Consider the following 13,721-nt stretch of genomic DNA (forward strand, 5'->3'; position numbering starts at 1 on the left):
CAGTATTCCTGTCTTTGGCCGTTGGCGGCAAGTAGGCTCTTTGCGACATTACCTGTCGTGCTTGTGGGGGACTCTGCGATCAAGGTGGGTCGCTTATGAGTCTGGAAGTGGTGGTGTGTCTGGTCTTGATGGCCGCGCATGCGGTGGCCGTCGGGGGTATGCTGGGGGTGTTCAGTTTACGGGGTTAAGGAGGCCGGCAGAACGGGGTTTCGCCCGGAAAGAGGGAACCTCTGATCAATCCCTGCGCGCTCACACACACTGAATTCTTGCTCTCGCGAGATGCGACGAGTGTAGTGTAGCCTCTGTGCTCCATGAGTGAAGAGAGCTATAGGAAGAGATGTTCAATGGGTAGCCGATATGATGCATCCGGACGGGAGTCTGAGTGGCAGCCGGGTTCTGGCGCCCAAGTATTGAGAAATGCGCAAGATATTGTTGATCCTGCCGAGATGGATGAGCTGGAATCGGTTCTCCTTGAAAAGTTGTACGAAAGGATTCTTGGGGACGATTTCCCTGACAGACAGTTGGCGGTTGCTGACATCAAGAGCTGGCATCGCCAGTGGCTGGGGAATCTCTATGAATGGGCGGGCGAGGAGCGCTCAGTCAATCTGGCCAAAGGAGGTTTTCATTTTGCCGCTGCCGCGCAGTTGCCGCGGTTGCTGGATGAATTTCAGAAAACTTGTCTGGCTTGCTTTACGCCGGCCCATCACATGAGTGATGACGAGTTTGTCACGGCATTGTCAGTCACCCATGTTGAGTTGGTTCTGATTCACCCCTTCAGGGAGGGAAATGGTCGGATCGCCCGCCTAGTGTCGGATGTCATGGCCGTTCAAGCGGGCCACAATATACTGGATTACAGTCGATGAGATGAAAACCGCGAGAAATACTACGCAGCCATTCAGGATGGGCTGGCCGAAAATTACGAACCGATGGAGGCGTTATTCAAAGCAGTGATAAGCGATAAGCCGGGAGAATAGGGGGCAGGAACCCAGCTGTTATCAGCCATTGGCCAGCTGAACATCTTTGAAGCGGCGTGCGCCTCGCTTCAGTTTCTTCTCGATAGCATTGATCGGCTCACCCGTTTCGATTGCGGTGGAGCTTGCGACTGTCCGCCGGATGGCCTTACGGCTCGGTTGCTTGGGAGGCGTGGACTTCTTGCGTTCGCTCATGGCTTTTATCCTGATGTTTCTTCACCCCACATGTTAGCAGATATCTGGCCATTTGAGTAGTTTTTGTGGTTTGGTAAGTCCTTGATAAGTCGTAACTTATCGGTCCATTTCTCTTGAGCGAAGTACGACGCGCCCTGTCGCTGGTAGGTGTTGCTCTGGCTTCCGCGATGACGGAAGCGGCGGAGGATTTCATGCGGTTGCCAATGAGCTGGGCTGGGTGCTGTGGTCGGCGGTGTTCTTTCCGGCGACCGCGGCTTGCGAGTTCTTGTACAGTGTTCCTCTGCATGGGTTTTGAGCCGGGTTGGCTGTTCAAGGGGTGGACGCGATGCGGGACTGTGATCAAATTCATTTTTCGGTGACGTGTTGCCACGAGGCGGGGCACCTGGTCAGTGCGCTCCACGAGGGGTTTACCGTGGAGAAAGCGATCGTGTTCCGTTCCATGCCGGGCACGGGGGTTGTTCGTCATTCGGTCGCTGACAGGCCGACGCGGTTCGATCCGGCGCTTGGGTCGGGCAATGCCCGCCTGGCCTGGTGGGAGAGTGTGACCCGCACGCGGCAACGGATGAGAGTGTTGCTGGCCGGCCCGCTGGCGGAAGCCAAGGCGACGGGGACGCCGATGCGTTCTTTGGGGGCCACGCGTGATCTCAATGAATGTCGGCGGCTTGCGGACCGCTTGTTGACGCTGTGGTCGTTCCACGCCGCTTTCCAGGGCATTCCGCGTCCGGACCCCTGGGCCATGATGAACCGGGAGCGTCGGCGCGTTCGGGCGTGGATTGCCCGGCCTCGGGTCTGGTCAATGGTCTCGGCCTATGCCGAGGCCCTCTCCCAGTCGGAGCAGCTGGACCGCCACACGATCCTGCGCATTCTCAATCGCCAGCAGTCCAGTATCGATCAGACGCCACTGGATCTGTGTCCGGCCGTGGGCCGAGATGATGGGGGGCCGGGCCGGGATCCGCGTCAGGCGGACCGTGACCGGGATGGCCCCATGGACCGAGAGACGGCCCTGCGCATGGCGGCCTGGCGCGCCAAGGTCTCGGTGGATGCGCTTGAGATCTTCGATGGCCGGCCGGCCCGGGCAGGCGTCTATGAGACCTGGGAAGGCGAGTGCTGGTGGGTCTTTGCCCCGTGGAATGACGGTCAGTGGATGCTGCGATCTTCCCGCGTCATCGTGATTCGCCAGTCGGATGGCAGGGTGGTGTAGGCCGGCCCGGCTGGTGATGAAGGCTAGCGGCCTCCAGAAAATCGTTTCCGGGGGCCAGACCGGCGTGGATCGCGGAGCGCTGGACGCGGCGCTCGAGCATGGCATGGCGGAGGATGGGGCAATACCGGACGGTACGCTTGGCGGAGACTGAGTTGATGATGGGGTACGGGCGGAGAGTGGGAGGGGCGTCTTGTTCGACCTGTGGACGGATAACGCTATAATGAGGGCGCATACAATTCTTGGAGCCAGCCATGCAGGGCAATGATGTGCTTGATCTGCTGAAGGAACACCTGCCGGAAATGCAGCAGCGTTTCCACGTTCAGGATTTGGCTGTATTTGGTTCCTTTGTCAGAGGCCAGGCTGGCATTGATAGCGACGTGGACGTTCTCGTGGCGTTCGATGGTCGCGGGACATCGGATCGCTATTTTGGTCTCCAGTTTTATCTGGAAGATCTGCTGGGGCGGCCAGTGGATCTCGTTACGGACAAGGCCGTTCGGCCGGAACTGAGACCGTTTATCGAAGAAGAGGCTGTGCATGTCCGGTAAGGGGCCGAAGCGGGAATGGCGGTTTTATATCGCCGACATGATTGAGTTCGCCCGGAAGGTGCTCCTTTATACCGAGGGTAAGAGTCAGGCCGACTTCTTGTCGGACGGTCTGACCTACGATGCAACGCTGCGTAATCTGGAATTGATTGGTGAGGCTGCGACTCGGGTTCCGGAAGATATCAAAGTGGATCATTCGGAAGTGCCGTGGCGAAAGATCATCGCGACCAGAAATCGACTCATCCACGCTTACCTCGGGATTGATGACGATATTGTCTGGAGTATTATCCAGGACGATATTCCGGGTCTTCTTGAGCAGCTCGAGGCATTGCACCGCCTGTATTCCTGAGGCAGTCATTAACCGATGGCAGCCTCGCTGATTTGTGAGGGCCTATCGATCACATGCTGGAAACGGAGGCGCCGACCGCGCTTAATGGCTTTGTGCCAAGGGTGAGAACCTGGAGTCTATCCTGGGCTGGACCACTCCGACACCTGCTGATCCTGCCTCAACCGTATCCGCCTGAGATTGACCGCATCGAATTTCTGTATCAGAGAGTCGTTGTGTGTCGGTTCAGGCGCGGGTAGGGTTGCCCGTGCTTCGTCGTGAAAGCGCTCTGCGAGTAGCGGCTTTGTTTCCCCGCAGTATCTCTGTTCCCACCAGTTGATGATGCGTTCTTCGCTGGTCTTGAAGGTTTACTCGCTGGGCAGGTGTCTGCTGCGCGGGTGATACTGGAACAATTCTGACCGTCCGGGAGAGGGTTTCGATGCGGGATAGGTTTCGACGGATGTCGGTGTCGTTTGCTGCGCAGGCCAGTTGGCTGCTGTTGCCGGTGGTTGTCTTGCAGGGCGCTTACTTGCGTTTGACGGTGCCGCGCTTGGGGGAGGCGCCGGGTGCGCGTTCCGGGCGCGTGGACGGCGAGGGGCCGGTGCTTCGGCTGCTGGTGGTGGGGGAGTCGACGGCCGCCGGGGTGGGGGCGACGGATCAGGCGCGGGGGCTGGCGCGGTGGACGGCGGAGACAGTGGCGGCATTGAGCGGGCAGGCGGTGGCTTGGCGGGTGTTGGGGCGGAATGGGGCCACGGCGCATTCGGCGCGTGTGCGGCTGCTGGAATCGGCCGAGGATGTGGAGGCCGACCTGGCTGTGCTGGTGCTGGGGGTGAACGACACCCTGCGTTTTCACGGGCCGCGGCGCTGGCGGCGGGATCTGACCCGGCTGGTGGACGCCTTGCGCCGGCGCTGCGGGCCGGTGCCGGTGGTGCTGGCGGCGGTGCCGCCGATGCAGCGGTTTCCGGCGATTCCTTCCCCCACGCGTCAGGTGCTTGGTCTGCGTGCCCATCGCCTCAAGCGCCATGTAGAATCAGATAATGGGATGTGAGCTGATCCGTGACTTCCACGGTGCAGACTGGGATGGTCTGAAAACACAGGGACGATGAATATTTCTTGTGACAGGAGAACGGTCATTATGCAGCAGGCATCAGAAGGCCTGAGTCAGGCGGAGTTGGATCAACTGGGGGACTTTCTGCTCTATCGCGGACTGTCCGAGGAGGAGCTTGATGCCCAAGAGCCGGATCCTGATCGGGATGAAGGGGTGTTGACCGTTCCGGGGCTGGATGGGTTTCTCACGGCCATCGTGAGTGGGCCGGCGATGATCATGCCGTCTCGGTGGCTGGCGGCTATCTGGGGGGATGAGCAGCCTATCTGGAACAGCATGGAAGAGGCCCAGGAAGTGACGGGGCTTGTCATGCGGCATATGAATAATGTATCCGACTGCCTTATGGGGCAGACGGATATATTCGAACCGATCTTCTTCGAGCGTGAGGTGGAGGGGAAGGTTTACACCATTGTGGATGAATGGTGTGAAGGATATCTCAGGGGCATGAGTCTGGACGCCGCCAACTGGCGCAAGGGGGGCGAGGAGGTCAAGCGTTTGCTGGCGCCGATCATGGCCTTTACCGAACAAGCGGGTTGGCCGGCGCATGATCTGCCGACAGCGGATCTGGAGAAAATGCAGGCGAAGATCGGCCCCAGTGCCCAGGGTCTGCATGCATACTGGCTGAAGCGCCGGGAGGAGTTCATGCCCGCGGCAGCTGCCCGGCCCCAGGGTACGGTTCGCCGTGAAGGCCCGCGGGTGGGGCGTAATGAGCCTTGTCCTTGTGGCAGCGGCAAGAAGTTCAAGAAATGCTGCATGCACTGAGGTGAATTTTCAGCGCTCGGGGTGGGTGAAGCCACGATACTGACGGCCCGAATCGAGCGGGCAATATTGCTGATTCAGGGCACGATGACGATACGGCCAGCTGACTGGCCTGCCTGCAGGTATTCAATCGCCTGGGGTACCTCTGACAAGGGGAAGGTTCTGGCCACGACCGGAGTCAATGTCCCCGCCTCGAGCATGCCACGAAGAATCACCATGGCATCGCGTTTTTCGATGACCTCGAATGAGGGCCAGGGCAGGTGGCGGTCGAATCGTGCCCACAGCATGAGGCCGAGAAAGTAGGGGATCCCACCCAGGGTTCGGTGGCCTTTGGCGCCGTAGTGATCGTGGCCGATGATGATGATTGCGCCATCGGGCTTGAGGATGCGTTTGCAATCAGAGAGCGGGAGGGTGGAGGCGACATCGATGATGAGATCGATGTCTTTTTCGAGCTCGATGACGTTGTCTTGCGTGTAGTCGATGACCTTGTCGGTACCCAGGGATCGCATGTAGTCGAGTTTGCTGCTGTGATCCACGCCGATAACAAAGGCGCCGTTCGCTTTTGCCATTTGAATGGCGATGCTGCCCACGCCGCCGGCGGCGCCGTTGATCACGATGCGCTGACCCGGCTCTGTCCATAGGTTCTTGCGGAGATTGACCAGGGCTATGATCCCGGCGGTGGGCACCGATGCCGCCTGCTCGAAGGTGATGCCTTCGGGTTTGAGCGCCAATACCTGTTGCGGCACGCAGACGTATTCGGCGTAGGCCCCGCCGTTGACCCATTGGATTCGGTCGTGGGTTTCACCGAACACCGCATCGCCGGGGCGAAAGTCCGTCACGGCCTGTCCAACGGCGGTCACTTCGCCGGCCATGTCCAGTCCGGGAATCGCTTGTTTCTGTCTTCTCAGGCCGGCGCCCATGAGTCTCATCAGGCGGGGGTAGCCGGTGACGGCATGCCATACGTCGGGGTTGACCGAGGCGGCTCTTACCCGAACGAGGACCTCGTCCGGAGCGGGTGTCGGGATGTCGACTTCGCGCAGATGCAGGACCTTGTCGGGTGCCCCGTATCGATCCTGGACGATGGCTCGCATGGTCGTCATTCGAGATGGCGCAGGATCGCGCTCTCCCGAAGGCCTGGTTTCAAACGGCTCAATCGATGGTTTGTCATTGTTCAGTTTCCGTTGGCGGCCTTAAAGCATAGGTCATCGAGGCCGGGAATGCTTGTTTCATGAAATGAAATTGTCAGGGCCTGGTGCCCTGGTCGATGATGGGCCCGGTTGGCAATGGGTTCCGGTGCAAGCAACGGAGCCAAGGGAGCGGTAGCGATGTATGACCTGATTGGCCATGTTCACGGTGAGCTGGATGCGTTGGAGCGGCTGCTTCGGAAGCTGGGTTATCGTCAGGACGCAGGCGTCTGGCGGCATCCGGATCGTCAGGCGGTGTTTGTCGGGGATTTGATTGATCGTGGGGATCAGTCCCGGCAGGTGGTGGCCACGGTCCGGGCGATGGTGGCGGCCGGTAGTGCGCATTGCATCATGGGCAATCATGAGTTCAATGCGATCGGCTTTCACACGCCGGATCCGCGAGGTGGGGGTTATCTTCGGCCTCGTAGCGATAAGAATCATCGCCAGCATGCGGCGACGCTGGAATCCTATCGGGGGCATGCGGCGCAGTTGGCGGACGATGTGGCCTGGTTTCAGGGTCTGCCGTTCTGGCTGGCGCTGGACGGGGTGCGGGTGGTGCACGCGGCCTGGTCGCCGGAAGCGATGGCGGTGGTTGAGGCCAGCGGCGTGCGGGAGCGGAGGGACTGGCCGACTGCGTTTCCGGAGGCCTTCGATGAGTCAGCCTCGCTGGGGGCGGCGTTGTCGGAAGTGCTGAAGGGGGTGGAGTGGGCATTGCCTGATGGCGTGTCGTTTCGCGACAAGGATGGCAATCACCGGACAGAAGCCCGGGTGGCCTGGTGGCAGGTGGCGCCGGGGGATCGCTGGCCGGCGGTGGCCATGGGCCCGCCGTCGTTGACGGCCGCATTGCCGGACGAGGCCATCCCTGCCCACTACCCGGTGCTGCAATACCCGGCCGAGGCGCCGCCGGTGTTCTTTGGTCATTACTGGCTCTGGGGCGAGCCTTCGTCCCTGGCGACGAATGTGGCCTGCCTGGATTACAGCGTTGCCAAGGGCGGGCAGCTGGTGGCCTATCGCTGGGCGGGCGAGCAGCGGCTTCAGCGGGCGCACTTCGTGGCTGTGGCTGGGTAATGAAAATCCTCGTGGGGGCGGATAGCAGGCAGGCTCGCGGCCGAAACCGATGAAGATTTGACCGGCAAGCCGAGCGCAGACAAAATGTCGCCAGAAGTGCGTTTTTGGAGGCGGTTTGTCTGATTTGCCATGACCCAGGCCAAGTCATCAAACACGGCGAGCACCGACCTTGTGGCCCTGTTTCGGGCCCACGGCGGGCAGCTGCGTCTGAGCGAAGCGCTCGCTCGAGGGGTTAGCCGTTACCAGTTCTACAAGCTTCGGGATCAGGGAGTGATTGAGAGAGTTAGCCGAGGAACATATCGTCTGACGGAGCTGCCGCGGGTAAGCGACCCGGACCTGCTGGTCGTCGCTACACGCTTTCCTAAAGCGGTGCTCTGCCTGGTTTCGGCACTGGCCTGGCATGATATGACCACCCAGATCCCGCGTCGGATCGACCTGGCCGTGGCCCGCAATGCCCGCCTGCCGAAGCTCGATTATCCACCTGTGCGGGGGTATCGGTTTTCCGGCCGGCGCTTCACTAGCGGTGTGGAGATGCATTCCCTGGATGGCACCAGTCTCCGGGTGTATTGCCCGGAAAAGACGCTGGCCGATTGCTTCGCCTATCGCAACACCCTGGGCATGGATGTGTTTCTCGAGGCCATCAGGCTCTATCCGAAGCGTCACCGGCCTGACTATCCCCGGGTTCTGGAGTACGCCACTATCTGCCGTGTGGGCAAAGGAATACGGCCCTACCTGGAGGTGGCCTCCGATGCGTAATGCCGCGGCCTCGGTACGCCAGCGCCTGCTGAACCTCTCCAGGGAACAGGGGCGACCGTTTCAGGAAGTGCTTCAGTTCTATGTGATGGAACGGTTCCTGTACCGGCTGAGCCAATCCGGTGAGGCAGAGCGCTTTATTCTGAAAGGGGCGCTTATGCTGCAGGTCTGGGAAGCGCCGCAATCCCGCCCGACCATGGATATCGATATGCTCGGGCATGCCGACAATGACCCGAATAAGCAACTGGAACGGATCCGATCGGTATTACGGACAGAGACTGTTGATGATGGCTTGATCTTTGACAGCAATGGACTGCAGGCGGAAACCATTACCAAGGATGCGAACTATCAGGGTATCCGCATTCGAGGCCAGGCGCATCTCGACGGAGCGCGAGTGTCACTGCAAATTGATATCGGATTTGGCGATGCCATTGTGCCTGAACCCAGACGCATGTCTTATCCGGCACTGCTGGATTTTCCCGCTCCGGTACTGCTGTGCTACAGCCGGGAATCGACAATTGCCGAAAAGTTTCAGGCCATGGTGGCCCTCGGCCCGCTCAACAGCCGCATGAAGGACTTTTATGATATCTGGCTGCTTTCGCGCCAGTTTGAATTCGAGCTGGATACATTGGCCGAGGCCATCAGGACGACATTCGGACGGCGCGACACCCGGCTGCCGTCCCAGCCGATCTTCTCGGAAGGCTTTGCCTCCGATAAAAAACAACAGTGGCGGGCCTTTTTGCGTCGACTCGGTGACGATGTGCCGGTCGAGCGGGATTTTGCCAGCGTCCTGGCGGGACTGGAGGACTTTCTAGGAAAGGTCGTTGCCGTGTCGAGCGAGCGCGATGGTCAATGGATCTGGCGGGCTGGGGGTGCCTGGCAGAGAAGGGATACGGATGTATGAGCGAATCCGAAATCCGCGCCGAATTGGTCGCCCCGGCTCTGTGAGACGCTGGCTGGGGTATCTTCGAGGCGAGCAGGTGCGTTACGAAGCGCCTTGAGTTCTGGTTGTACTCGAAACAGATACCCGAGTGATCCTGAAAGGCACCGGATTGTCAGGGAGTATATTTTAATGCGGTATAGGCTTCGGCGGTTCCTGGTGTCGGTTGCCGCACTGTCCAGTTGGCTGCTGTTCCCGGTCGTTCTGTTGCAGGGTGCCTATCTGCGCCTGACGGTGCCGCGTTTGGGGGAGGCGCCGGGTGCGCGTTCCGGGCGCGTGGACGGTGCGGCGCCGGTGCTTCGGCTGCTGGTGATGGGGGAGTCGACGGCGGTCGGGGTGGGGGCGCCGGATCAGAAACAGGCGGTGGCGCGGTGGACGGCCGAGACGGTGGCGGCGCTGAGTGGCCGTGCGGTGGCCTGGCGGGTACTGGGAAGGAATGGGGCCACGGCGCATTCGCTGCGTAAGCGTCTACTGGAGCCGGCCGAGGATGTTGAAGCGGATCTGGCCGTGGTCATCCTGGGGGTGAATGACACGCTTCGCTTTCACGGGCCGCGGCGTTGGCGGCGGGATTTGACTCGCCTGCTGGAATCGCTGCGCGAGCGCTGCGGGCCGGTGCCGGTGGTGCTGGCCTCGGTGCCGCCGATGAACCGCTTCCCGGCGATTCCTTCCCCGACGCGCCAGGTACTTGGCCTGCGCGCTGCTTGCTTGGGCGAGGCGGCCGCGGCCTGGGCGTCGGCCATGGCGGCGGTTGCCTATTCCCCCATGCCCGAGGATTCGGATGAGCCACTGGAATCGCTGTTCGGTGCGGACGGCTTTCACCCTTCGGCGGAAGGCTATCGGCGCTGGGGCGAGTTGCTTGGGCAAGAGGGCTTTGCCTTGCTGGGCAAGCCCGGGCCTTGATGCCTGAGCCTCTTGAATAGGGCTGCTGGCACCGCTTGGGCTTGATCTGGAGGATAAAATCTATTCATTTTCTCGGGAAACCGTGGCGTGAAGGAATGGCAGTGTTGAGGCAGTACTTTCTGTCCTGGAGCGGCGGGACTTGGCCGGGGCGGGGAGCGCGCAGCCACTTTGCGCCGTGGACAAGGCGGTTCGGGTAACGCTTCTGGCTACCCTGCACGGCGTCGCCCCGAGCGGTTTTTACCTGGAAACGGGTGATAAATTGGCGTGGCATGCTCGGGGAAGGCGGCCGTCACTTATTGGCAGCGCCTGACTGATGGCGAGCGCTTATCACCGGCTTTCCGGGGCCTGGCCCGGGATCGGAGAGATGGGATTCAGGCGGCACTGTCTGCCCCTATGGGGCCTTAGCCTGGTCTTTGCTACAGCGAGTCTTCCCAAGCCAAATGGCCCTCTGCATACTGGGGCTACAGGCCGTCTTTCTCTACGCCTGCCAGCTCCTTAATAGGGGCTGCCGGCGGTGGCTGAGGAATTGCGAGTATCCTGGATTGTGTCGCCATTGAGGCTTTGGCGCAGCTCCTGGGTGTTGACCCGCAATTTCTCGACAATACTGAATATCTCTTCCGCGCCCTGGGCATTGCTTTGAGCAGCACGGTCGATTTCCTCTGAAGCGGTGCTGAATTCGGCAATGCTGGTGGTTTGCTGACGAAGGTCTTCGGCGATGGCATGGATTCTGTCTGCCACGTCCGATACGAAAGAATCACCCTTGTTGATGGCGCCAGTCGCTCGCGTCACCAGGCGCTTGATGTTTTCGGATGATTCCTTCGTCTTGACGGAAAGGGCTCTGACTTCATTGGCGACAACGGCGAATCCCCGGCCATTATGGCCCGCTCTTGCGGCCTCCACTGAAGCGTTGAGGGCCAGCAGATTGGTCTGGAAGGCAATGTCGTTGATCAGGTCAACGATTTCCGCGATCTCTCGAGACGCCGTGCCGATGTCCTGCATGGCGGCCGTCAAGGAACGGGCTTCTTCTTCGCTTAGCATTGAGTCACTCTCATTGGCAGCCTCGCCGCCCGTGGTGATTCGAGCCGTTTCTCGAACTCGCTCATCATTCTTGGAAACTGACTGACGTATATGGGTCAAGGTCGTAGTCATTTGTTGGATGGAGGCCGCTTCCTGCTGCGAGGAGCTGGAAAGAGTCTCCGCCTTTTCCAGAAGCCCCTCCATGGCCTCGTCAAGCTCCTCGCAGGTTCGGGCAACCCGTTCCAGCAGTCCCTTGAGAAAATGCTTGGCAGTGTTCACATGATCAGAGAGATCTTCCTTGTCATCTCGAACCTTGATGATGGTTTCCAGGTCGCCCAGTTCATCCAGCAAGTCCACCATAAAGCCGTCCGATACCGCCTGCATATCCAATAGCATCATTCGGGTCATCGCCCGATGGGCTCGCTTCCGAAACCAGGGGCGAAAGAAGTAGTCACGATAAAGCTGATCTTCGATAAGCTCCATGAGCAGCGAATAACTGCCCATGTACAACTTTTGGGGCAGTCCGATCTGATTGTGGAGTTGGCCGATGAAGAGGCGTCGTTCGAAGTACTTCATGTCAATGCCTCTTTCTCCAGCCAGGCCCCATTGCTGGAGATACTCGGCTTGAGCAGACTCCAGGTGTTCCCGCAGCTTGGATAGCGAAAGCTTGTTTCGTTCAGCATAGGCGTTGAAGAAGCCCATGCTCATGGGGTGCTTGAACTGAAAGTCATAGAATCGTTTGACAATGGCCCTGGCTCGCTTGTTGAGCCAGGGTTTGAGGCTTTCGAGCGTTGAAAGGTCTTTGTCGTCCAGCTTGAGAAAACTGATGCGTAAAGACAGGTTTTTTTCGTTAATGCGGAGTTTCTCGCAAAGCATGTGGGTTTTCCTGAGTTATTGGCCGATTGGCTGGTGCGCTGCTTGTGTAATTTGTTCTTTTTCCACCAGGTGGTCTGCGAACATCGACAAATCTTTTTGTAACATGAGTGGATCGGTAATGCATAAGGTTTGTCCATTGTAGTGATCTTTGGTTCCAATGGGTATGCAAATGGTGGTGTGGCCAGGTAGATGGGTGTCCAATCGAGAGATTCCCGGAGCAGCAAACAGGACAGATCAATGTGGATTGGTAAACCGGGCGGCTGGGGCTGCCGTTTACATAGCCTGGCTATGAGTGTGTGCCACCCAGTGTTTGGCGGTACGGTTGGAGGATGGGGCAGGCTTCAGAGCAGTTTCCTGCTAGCCCTGTTTCTTCACCAGCCAGCCAGGGTGTCGCTCCCGCTCTGGTGCGAAAGGACTGCGCATCGAGAGGCGGTCGACGTAATTAAGATTGCATTGGTCAAGCAATACGGCCTGGGCTCGGGCCTCGGCCTGGGTGTTGTGGCTGATGAACAGGCAGCCGCCGGGGGCAAGTAATCCGTGGATATGCTGGAGCATTCTTTCGGGTGCGAAGAAACGCGCGGGAAGCCCCCAGCTTTCGAGAGGAGCAGGGGTGACGAAGGGGAGCAGCCAGGTGATGACATCGTATTGCCCGGTGATGTTGAGGATGTTCTCGGCCAGATAGCGGCAGCCCGGGTGATGGGCTGCCATGGTCTCGCCGTGGGCTCGCCGGGTGGTGAAATCCAGGTAACGGACATGGGCATCCAGCTCGACTCCGGTCCACGAGGTGGATAGCCAGCTGTACAGGCCTGGCAGGTAAGGCCAGCTCTTGGAGCCCACGTCCAGAGCCTGGATCTCAAGGTGCCTTGGCGGTCTGGGTACATGACGGTCGAGCAGGTCCAGAACGTACAGGCTTTCTCTATGCTCAATCGGCGTACAAATCCCATCCCAGGCCTTGAGGTCGTATTGCTCGTGTAGCTGCTCGAAGCGGTTTCTTGCGTCGCGGCTGAGCTGGGTTTGGAGCTCGCTGAGCGGGGTGGGGCGCTTGCGTACCGGCCGCGACCAGGGCAGGGCCCGTTTCAGCTGCCAGTCGATCTCTCTGCGCCACTCGCCGGGTGAAAAGCGCATGGCCTAAGGCCGCCACCATTTATCTTCGTGGCGTCCGGCCTGGCGGAGGGATTCCAGGCCGAACTCCAGGCCACCGGCCACGACCAGCATCCCGACCAACAGAAAAACCACCGGATGATCCCGGTTGGCGATGCCCATCCAGTCGAGCAGCAGAAGCAGTCCGAGGCCAAGCAGGGAGGCGACGATGAGCGTGATGAAGACCACTCTGAGTCGGCGGACGGTTTGGTCACTGATTCGGAATATGTCGAGAGACATGGGTGCCTTTACATGTTTTTTGAATGCCATTCTTGGGTCTGTTCAGCTTCGCAATTTCATTGATCAAAAGCCAGCCCCGGGTTGCCAAGGCCGTCGCTGTCACGAATCGCTTTGTGCTGAGTCTAAGCTGATAATGTGGGGAAACAGGTTTCGGATTAAGGAGCAGCAGTCATGCAGACGCGTGAGGTGGATGTAGCGATTATCGGTGCCGGGACGGCGGGTCTCGGGGCCTATCGTGAGGTAATGAAGGAAACGGATCGGGTGGTGTTGATTGAGGGCGGGCCCCATGGCACCACCTGTGCCCGGGTGGGCTGCATGCCCAGCAAGCTGTTGATTGCGGCGGCGGATGCGGCCCATGAAGCCCGTCATGCCGGCCAGTTTGGCGTGCGAACGGAAGTGGCCATCGATGGCGAGGCGGTGATGGACCGTGTCCGACGCGAGCGCGACCGCTTCGTGGGTGGGGTGCTGAAATCCGTGGATCGCATTCCCGAGGAGCACAAGCTTG

Annotated in this window: 16 protein-coding genes and 1 pseudogene; 12 read left to right on the plus strand and 5 right to left on the minus strand. The window is 59.8% G+C overall.

All coding sequences use genetic code 11. From position 1 onward, the window contains the following. Positions 1-311: 311 nt before the first annotated feature. Positions 312-863 carry a Fic/DOC family protein gene (locus VCB98_RS12665; protein ID WP_346053117.1) on the plus strand — a complete coding sequence of 184 codons (552 nt, stop codon included), beginning with the start codon at positions 312-314 and terminating at the stop codon, positions 861-863. A 132-nt stretch (positions 864-995) separates the two neighbouring features. Here the strand turns inward: VCB98_RS12665 and VCB98_RS12670 are convergent, their stop codons facing one another. Continuing rightward, on the minus strand, positions 996-1,166 hold the full coding sequence (locus VCB98_RS12670; RefSeq protein WP_346053119.1) for a hypothetical protein: 171 nt from the start codon (positions 1,164-1,166) through the stop codon (positions 996-998). A 412-nt stretch (positions 1,167-1,578) separates the two neighbouring features. Here VCB98_RS12670 and VCB98_RS12675 point away from each other — a divergent pair, with 412 nt between their 5' ends. The 6 genes and pseudogenes from VCB98_RS12675 to VCB98_RS12695 all read left to right on the plus strand — a co-directional run bounded on the left by VCB98_RS12675 (position 1,579) and on the right by VCB98_RS12695 (position 5,101). Then, a complete protein-coding gene (locus VCB98_RS12675) occupies positions 1,579-2,367 on the plus strand; it encodes a hypothetical protein (RefSeq protein WP_346053121.1) in 789 nt (262 codons plus the stop codon). Positions 2,368-2,383: 16 nt separating this feature from the next. Continuing rightward, positions 2,384-2,497 (plus strand): annotated as a pseudogene (locus tag VCB98_RS13990) (YpsA SLOG family protein); the annotation flags it as partial. 121 nt (positions 2,498-2,618) lie between these two features. Then, positions 2,619-2,912, plus strand: a complete 294-nt coding sequence (locus tag VCB98_RS12680; RefSeq protein WP_346053123.1) for a nucleotidyltransferase family protein — start codon at positions 2,619-2,621, stop codon at positions 2,910-2,912. Then, positions 2,902-3,258 carry a HepT-like ribonuclease domain-containing protein gene (locus tag VCB98_RS12685; protein ID WP_346053125.1) on the plus strand — a complete coding sequence of 119 codons (357 nt, stop codon included), beginning with the start codon at positions 2,902-2,904 and terminating at the stop codon, positions 3,256-3,258. The genes VCB98_RS12680 and VCB98_RS12685 overlap by 11 nt, the downstream gene beginning before the upstream one ends. A gap of 415 nt (positions 3,259-3,673) precedes the next feature. Further along, on the plus strand, positions 3,674-4,282 hold the full coding sequence (locus VCB98_RS12690) for an SGNH/GDSL hydrolase family protein (RefSeq protein ID WP_346053126.1): 609 nt from the start codon (positions 3,674-3,676) through the stop codon (positions 4,280-4,282). An 87-nt stretch (positions 4,283-4,369) separates the two neighbouring features. Further along, positions 4,370-5,101: a UPF0149 family protein gene (locus tag VCB98_RS12695; protein WP_346053127.1), complete on the plus strand. Its 732-nt coding sequence runs from the start codon at positions 4,370-4,372 to the stop codon at positions 5,099-5,101. 74 nt (positions 5,102-5,175) lie between these two features. Here VCB98_RS12695 and VCB98_RS12700 read toward each other — a convergent pair whose 3' ends face one another. Next, positions 5,176-6,189: an NAD(P)-dependent alcohol dehydrogenase gene (locus VCB98_RS12700; protein ID WP_346053129.1), complete on the minus strand. Its 1,014-nt coding sequence runs from the start codon at positions 6,187-6,189 to the stop codon at positions 5,176-5,178. A 234-nt stretch (positions 6,190-6,423) separates the two neighbouring features. Between VCB98_RS12700 and VCB98_RS12705 the strand changes: the two genes are divergently transcribed. From VCB98_RS12705 to VCB98_RS12720, 4 genes are all read left to right on the plus strand, one after another. Beyond that, a complete protein-coding gene (locus tag VCB98_RS12705; protein ID WP_346053131.1) occupies positions 6,424-7,350 on the plus strand; it encodes a metallophosphoesterase in 927 nt (308 codons plus the stop codon). A 129-nt stretch (positions 7,351-7,479) separates the two neighbouring features. Beyond that, complete coding sequence (locus VCB98_RS12710; RefSeq protein ID WP_346053132.1) at positions 7,480-8,106, plus strand: type IV toxin-antitoxin system AbiEi family antitoxin domain-containing protein; 627 nt, start codon at positions 7,480-7,482, stop codon at positions 8,104-8,106. Further along, the gene (locus tag VCB98_RS12715; RefSeq protein WP_346053134.1) at positions 8,099-9,007 is read left to right on the plus strand and encodes a nucleotidyl transferase AbiEii/AbiGii toxin family protein; all 909 of its coding nucleotides are present in this window, start codon (positions 8,099-8,101) and stop codon (positions 9,005-9,007) included. Before VCB98_RS12710 ends, VCB98_RS12715 begins: the two co-directional genes overlap by 8 nt. 168 nt (positions 9,008-9,175) lie before the next feature. Beyond that, complete coding sequence (locus VCB98_RS12720) at positions 9,176-9,943, plus strand: SGNH/GDSL hydrolase family protein (protein WP_346053136.1); 768 nt, start codon at positions 9,176-9,178, stop codon at positions 9,941-9,943. Positions 9,944-10,438: 495 nt separating this feature from the next. On the opposite strand, the gene VCB98_RS12725 is transcribed toward VCB98_RS12720, so the two are convergent. From VCB98_RS12725 to VCB98_RS12735, 3 genes are all read right to left on the minus strand, one after another. Continuing rightward, positions 10,439-11,836, minus strand: coding sequence for a methyl-accepting chemotaxis protein (locus VCB98_RS12725; RefSeq protein ID WP_346053138.1), 1,398 nt, complete (start codon positions 11,834-11,836; stop codon positions 10,439-10,441). Between the two features lie 357 nt (positions 11,837-12,193). Next, positions 12,194-12,961: a class I SAM-dependent methyltransferase gene (locus tag VCB98_RS12730; RefSeq protein WP_346053140.1), complete on the minus strand. Its 768-nt coding sequence runs from the start codon at positions 12,959-12,961 to the stop codon at positions 12,194-12,196. A 3-nt stretch (positions 12,962-12,964) separates the two neighbouring features. Then, positions 12,965-13,246, minus strand: coding sequence for a hypothetical protein (locus VCB98_RS12735; protein WP_346053142.1), 282 nt, complete (start codon positions 13,244-13,246; stop codon positions 12,965-12,967). A 141-nt stretch (positions 13,247-13,387) separates the two neighbouring features. Between VCB98_RS12735 and VCB98_RS12740 the strand changes: the two genes are divergently transcribed. Next, a partial coding sequence (locus VCB98_RS12740; protein ID WP_346053144.1) for an FAD-dependent oxidoreductase occupies positions 13,388-13,721 on the plus strand: 334 nt, incomplete at its 3' end.

This window comes from Natronospira elongata, assembly GCF_034931365.1.
Lineage (GTDB): Bacteria > Pseudomonadota > Gammaproteobacteria > Natronospirales > Natronospiraceae > Natronospira > Natronospira elongata.

What these genes read in the sequence shown, in the direction of transcription:
- VCB98_RS12665 (WP_346053117.1), top strand. Translation starts at nt 312, where the DNA reads ATGAGTGAAGAGAGCTATAGGAAGAGATGTTCAATGGGTAGCCGATAT.
- VCB98_RS12735 (WP_346053142.1), bottom strand. Translation starts at nt 13,246, where the DNA reads ATGGCATTCAAAAAACATGTAAAGGCACCCATGTCTCTCGACATATTC.
- VCB98_RS12685 (WP_346053125.1), top strand. Translation starts at nt 2,902, where the DNA reads ATGTCCGGTAAGGGGCCGAAGCGGGAATGGCGGTTTTATATCGCCGAC.
- VCB98_RS12705 (WP_346053131.1), top strand. Translation starts at nt 6,424, where the DNA reads ATGTATGACCTGATTGGCCATGTTCACGGTGAGCTGGATGCGTTGGAG.
- VCB98_RS12720 (WP_346053136.1), top strand. Translation starts at nt 9,176, where the DNA reads ATGCGGTATAGGCTTCGGCGGTTCCTGGTGTCGGTTGCCGCACTGTCC.
- VCB98_RS12680 (WP_346053123.1), top strand. Translation starts at nt 2,619, where the DNA reads ATGCAGGGCAATGATGTGCTTGATCTGCTGAAGGAACACCTGCCGGAA.
- VCB98_RS12670 (WP_346053119.1), bottom strand. Translation starts at nt 1,166, where the DNA reads ATGAGCGAACGCAAGAAGTCCACGCCTCCCAAGCAACCGAGCCGTAAG.
- VCB98_RS12695 (WP_346053127.1), top strand. Translation starts at nt 4,370, where the DNA reads ATGCAGCAGGCATCAGAAGGCCTGAGTCAGGCGGAGTTGGATCAACTG.
- VCB98_RS12725 (WP_346053138.1), bottom strand. Translation starts at nt 11,836, where the DNA reads ATGCTTTGCGAGAAACTCCGCATTAACGAAAAAAACCTGTCTTTACGC.
- VCB98_RS12700 (WP_346053129.1), bottom strand. Translation starts at nt 6,189, where the DNA reads ATGCGAGCCATCGTCCAGGATCGATACGGGGCACCCGACAAGGTCCTG.
- VCB98_RS12690 (WP_346053126.1), top strand. Translation starts at nt 3,674, where the DNA reads ATGCGGGATAGGTTTCGACGGATGTCGGTGTCGTTTGCTGCGCAGGCC.
- VCB98_RS12730 (WP_346053140.1), bottom strand. Translation starts at nt 12,961, where the DNA reads ATGCGCTTTTCACCCGGCGAGTGGCGCAGAGAGATCGACTGGCAGCTG.
- VCB98_RS12710 (WP_346053132.1), top strand. Translation starts at nt 7,480, where the DNA reads ATGACCCAGGCCAAGTCATCAAACACGGCGAGCACCGACCTTGTGGCC.
- VCB98_RS12715 (WP_346053134.1), top strand. Translation starts at nt 8,099, where the DNA reads ATGCGTAATGCCGCGGCCTCGGTACGCCAGCGCCTGCTGAACCTCTCC.